General features: G+C 72.1%; 5 protein-coding genes. 1 reads left to right on the top strand and 4 read right to left on the bottom strand.

All coding sequences use genetic code 11. The features are described from left to right. The coding region (locus ACFY4A_RS42460; RefSeq protein WP_157847070.1) for a biotin carboxylase N-terminal domain-containing protein at positions 1-100 on the bottom strand (100 nt) is incomplete at its 3' end. A 428-nt stretch (positions 101-528) separates the two neighbouring features. On the opposite strand from ACFY4A_RS42460, the gene ACFY4A_RS42455 reads away from it, so the two are divergent. Continuing rightward, positions 529-1,098 carry a hypothetical protein gene (locus ACFY4A_RS42455; protein WP_390834652.1) on the top strand — a complete coding sequence of 190 codons (570 nt, stop codon included), beginning with the start codon at positions 529-531 and terminating at the stop codon, positions 1,096-1,098. Here ACFY4A_RS42455 and ACFY4A_RS42450 read toward each other — a convergent pair whose 3' ends face one another. The 3 genes from ACFY4A_RS42450 to ACFY4A_RS42440 all read right to left on the bottom strand — a co-directional run bounded on the left by ACFY4A_RS42450 (position 1,099) and on the right by ACFY4A_RS42440 (position 2,316). Beyond that, entirely contained in the window at positions 1,099-1,719 is a 621-nt protein-coding gene (locus ACFY4A_RS42450; RefSeq protein WP_390834651.1) for a Maf family protein, read from the bottom strand. Between the two features lie 32 nt (positions 1,720-1,751). Beyond that, the gene (mmpB, locus tag ACFY4A_RS42445) at positions 1,752-1,880 is read right to left on the bottom strand and encodes a morphogenic membrane protein MmpB (RefSeq protein WP_141359021.1); all 129 of its coding nucleotides are present in this window, start codon (positions 1,878-1,880) and stop codon (positions 1,752-1,754) included. Positions 1,881-2,109: 229 nt separating this feature from the next. Continuing rightward, on the bottom strand, positions 2,110-2,316 hold the full coding sequence (locus tag ACFY4A_RS42440; protein ID WP_390834650.1) for an acyl-CoA carboxylase epsilon subunit: 207 nt from the start codon (positions 2,314-2,316) through the stop codon (positions 2,110-2,112). Positions 2,317-2,373: the final 57 nt, after the last annotated feature.

The raw sequence follows: 2,373 nt of genomic DNA, 5'->3' as shown, positions 1-2,373 counted from the left end.
GGTCGGCGTAGACGGCCACGCTCGCGATCCCGGCGTCCCGGCAGGCCCGGGCAACGCGGACAGCGATTTCGCCACGGTTGGCGATGAGCACCTTGCGCACGATTGAGGCTCCCTCCTTGAAACAAGCCGAGTTTAGGGACTGCCGACACGGCACTTCGACCCGTCCCCGATGGTGAGCTTGCCCACACGGAGCGTGATTCGAGGCGCGCTCGACCTGCGAAATCCCTTGTCGCACCGCTGTACGCAGGACTCCTCCGGAAAACCCTAGCCTTCTCATGTGGCCAAGGTCTCTGTGAGGGCGTGCTGCGACGCACTTCGTTTCTTTGTGGAGTCCCTACGAATGGCCCAATGATTCTTTGCCGGTGGCAGGACCCTTGTCCCCCGGTTTACCCGTTAGTAGCGTTCACGATGCTGAAGAGGACGCGTGGCCCGAAGAGCCTCCTTGGGGGCGGTGGCCGGGTGACGGATGGGCGGTACTCGCGGTGACAGGGCTCCGGACGGAGCGGCAGTCGGAAGTGGGTGGGACCGGTGGTGCGCAGACCGGTGGCGTGGGTGGTGGCGCTCGTGCTCTTCGCCGAGGCGTTCGGTGTGGCGGCGCTGAACTGGTTCCTCGGCGAGGTCGTGCACCGGCAGAGGATGTCCCTGGCCGATCTGGATCCGAACATGACGTCGACCTCGTCGAAGGCCGGCGGTCTGGTCTTCGGCCTCTACTTCGCCCTGTGCGGGCTGGTCGCCCTGATCGTGGCGGTGCGGGGCCGGCGGCCGGCCGGCTTCGGGCGCGTCCTGCTGATCAGCGCGGCCGTGGTGCACGGGCTGCTGGGCGCGTTCGCCTGGGGGCTGGTGGGCTGGCGGGCGTTCCTGTTCATGGTGCTGGTGCTCGGGCTCATCGTGCTGCTGCTGATGACGTACGACTCCGAGGAGGGGCCGGCCGGTGCGGTGCCGGGCGGCGGCCCCCAGGACGCGGGCGGCCACGGGGCCGAGGACGCCCCCGGGCCCGCGGACCACACGGATCACGGGGGCGGGGGCGGGGGCGGGACAGGCCACGGGATCGAGGCGGCCAGCCCCCTCACCCCTCCGGCCGAGGCCCGCACTCCCTGATCAGCCCTCGGTCGGCGCCCACAACTCGGTGATGGCCACGCCGAGTTCGGCCAGCAGACGGCGGACCAGGGGCAGGCTGATGCCGATGACGTTGCCGTGGTCGCCGTCGATGCCCTCGATGAACGGCGCCGAGCGGCCGTCCAGGGTGAAGGCACCAGCCACGTACAGGGGCTCGCCCGAGGCGACGTACGCGGCGATCTCCTCGTCCGTCGGCTCGCCGAAGCGGACCACGGTGGAGGCGGTGGCCGAGGCGTACCGCCCGCTCTCCGTGTCCCAGACGCAGTGCCCGGTCTGGAGGGTGCCGGCCCGGCCGCGCATCGCCTTCCAGCGCGCGGTGGCCTCCTCGGCGTCGGCGGGCTTGCCCAGGGCGTGGCCGTCCAGGTCGAGCACCGAGTCGCAGCCGATCACCAGCGCGCCCCGGACCTCCGGCCGGGCCGCCACCACGGAGGCCTTCGCCTCGGCGAGCGCGAGCGCGAGTTCGGCGGGGGTGGGCGCGGTGATCGCGTCCTCGTCGACGCCGCTCACGACGACCTCCGGGTCGAGCCCGGCCTGCCGGAGCAGCCCGAGCCGGGCGGGGGACTGGGAGGCGAGCACGAGACGGCGGCGCGGCTGGTCTGTCATACGGTCAGCGTATCGGCGGCGGCTCTTCCGGCTCACCTCACGCCGATCACGAACATCGCCAGCACCATGGCCAGTGCCATGAGAACGCCCAGTCGCCGCAACATGTCCTGCGTGTCACGCAGTTCCTTCGGCGGCTCGTTCTCGGGATCGGACCACAGCATCCTCCGATCGTGCGACCCCGACCACGCCACCCGCCTGAGTACGCGTACTCAACTTGCCCGCCCACACGCCCCACCGAGCGCTCGCGTGGGCGGGAGGACGGCCGTGGGTCCCACCTTGGCCGGACGGTGGCCGTGTGCCCCGGGCGGCCCGTCGGTGGACGTGTGCCCCGGGCGGGCCCTCGGTGGACGGGCCAGGGGCCGCACGGGCGTGGGCCGGACGGCCGGGGGATCAGCCGGGCCAGTACGTGCGGGCCCAGGCCGTCGGGCTCGGCTGGGGGACGCGCTGGGTGGCGATGCGGGACGGGTCGGACCAGGAGTCTCGGGGGGCCGGCGCGCCGGACGGCGTGATGGCTGCCGCCGCGGCGCGGGCCCGGACCACCGCCAGGGCGGCGGCGAGCTCCTCCGGGGTCGGGTTGCCTCGTACGACCTTGATCACAGCGGCTCCTTACAGGGGGATGTTGCCGTGCTTCTTCGGAGGCAGGGATTCCCGCTT

Origin of the sequence: Streptomyces sp. NPDC001292, from assembly GCF_042896465.1 — a bacterium.
In the GTDB taxonomy this organism is placed as follows: domain Bacteria; phylum Actinomycetota; class Actinomycetes; order Streptomycetales; family Streptomycetaceae; genus Streptomyces.
This window is presented reverse-complemented; position numbering and strand designations above follow the sequence as displayed.

Excerpts from the sequence above, each read along its gene's own strand:
- ACFY4A_RS42450 (WP_390834651.1), bottom strand. The coding sequence starts at position 1,719 with ATGACAGACCAGCCGCGCCGCCGTCTCGTGCTCGCCTCCCAGTCCCCC.
- mmpB (WP_141359021.1), bottom strand. The coding sequence starts at position 1,880 with ATGCTGTGGTCCGATCCCGAGAACGAGCCGCCGAAGGAACTGCGTGAC.